Consider the following 1,367-nt stretch of genomic DNA (forward strand, 5'->3'; position numbering starts at 1 on the left):
CGCAAAGAATAACACCTTGCGCATCACGTTTGCCATAAATACAAATGCCTGAGCCAATGGTTGGGGTTACCCAGCCAAATTCCTTATCGTACACTGCTTCACCCTGTTTTTCCAGTTCTTTCAGTCCCGCTGCACTCATAAACGGCTTAGCTGCGGCAATGCTGTTTTTTATTGCGTTCAATTCGTCTATTTCCAATGGCGCACCGGCATCGCCATCCTCACAACAACCGCCTTTACATTTATTTAAATCGCATACAAATTGTTCTTCTACTACAGCATCGCTGATTAATACCTGATCAATTGCTATCATTTTATGTAATCGGGTTTAAATGGGTATTGGTTACAAAGGTAAAAGGTTTGGGGAAGTGATGGGTTGTTTGCGGAAGATAGCTTTTTGATGAAGGTAGAAAGCCGAAGGCAACTGATTCATTTAAAAATTCTCAGACATTCATTGTGGAATCAGCATTCATATACATTTTGTTCGTTTTATTATAATAAAGCGAAAAGGTGACCAACATACAGACATATTTCAAACGGACAACGAGTAAGCCGACACACAGGCAAAAGCCAAAGTGACTTGTCCTGAAATAGGTTGACAAAATTGTTAACTTTATTTCGCACAAAATGAGTCAAAAAAAACAAAAAAGGAAATTGTTGCCGAGTATTTGACAGGCAACTACACTTATCTTTGATAACAACGATAAAGGTGATTATAGTAGGGATGTGTCAAAAAACACTGGCTCGAAAGTAATCATCTTTATTTTTTAAAAGGTACTCGTTGTGATTTGCTTTCAAATTATTTTTTTTCAGATCTTTAATGGCGTTCTATTGTCATGTGTTTAGTCTTTGCTTTTGTAAAATAGTGTTCTTTCCAACAGTGTATGCATAAACTGATGCAGGAATATATTTTAATTTTAAGTCGTCTATTTCTTTTGTGCCTTCTTTGTCTATAGTTGTAATTAAAGACGTTTTCAAGTTGTTGTCTCTAAGGAATTGCAGTAGAGGTTTTAAGTCACCTGGTTTTTCAAAAAACTGATTACTCCATTTGATTTCTACAGCCCATTGAGGTTTAAAATTTTTGTCGTCAAGTTTTACCATATCAACTTCTCCTTTCTGCCATCTCGCATAATATGGAGTGAACCAATCTCTGTGCAGCCATTGAGCATAGATAGCTGTTTCAACCATGTTTCCTATGAACGGGTCAGTTGGTTGTAGCGGAGCAAACAACGCACTTCGCAACGAAGGATTAGTCAGGTAAATTTTGAACTGTGTTGCTCGTTGAAATTGTTTGGGCTTATTTGAAATTTTATGAACAACTTTTATAAGAAATGCAGCTTCTAAGTATTCAATGTAACGTTTAATGGTGT

The 1,367-nt window shown here is 36.6% G+C and carries 2 protein-coding genes; both read right to left on the reverse strand.

What is annotated here, in order from left to right; translation table 11 throughout:
• Positions 1-310: DUF3109 family protein (locus tag EO766_RS18165; RefSeq protein ID WP_287101795.1), on the reverse strand; the 310-nt coding region annotated here is incomplete at its 3' end.
• Between the two features lie 521 nt (positions 311-831).
• Positions 832-1,367: DUF8612 domain-containing protein (locus tag EO766_RS18170; RefSeq protein WP_287101796.1), on the reverse strand; the 536-nt coding region annotated here is incomplete at its 5' end.

Source organism: Hydrotalea sp. AMD (assembly GCF_004100315.1).
GTDB lineage: Bacteria > Bacteroidota > Bacteroidia > Chitinophagales > Chitinophagaceae > Hydrotalea > Hydrotalea flava.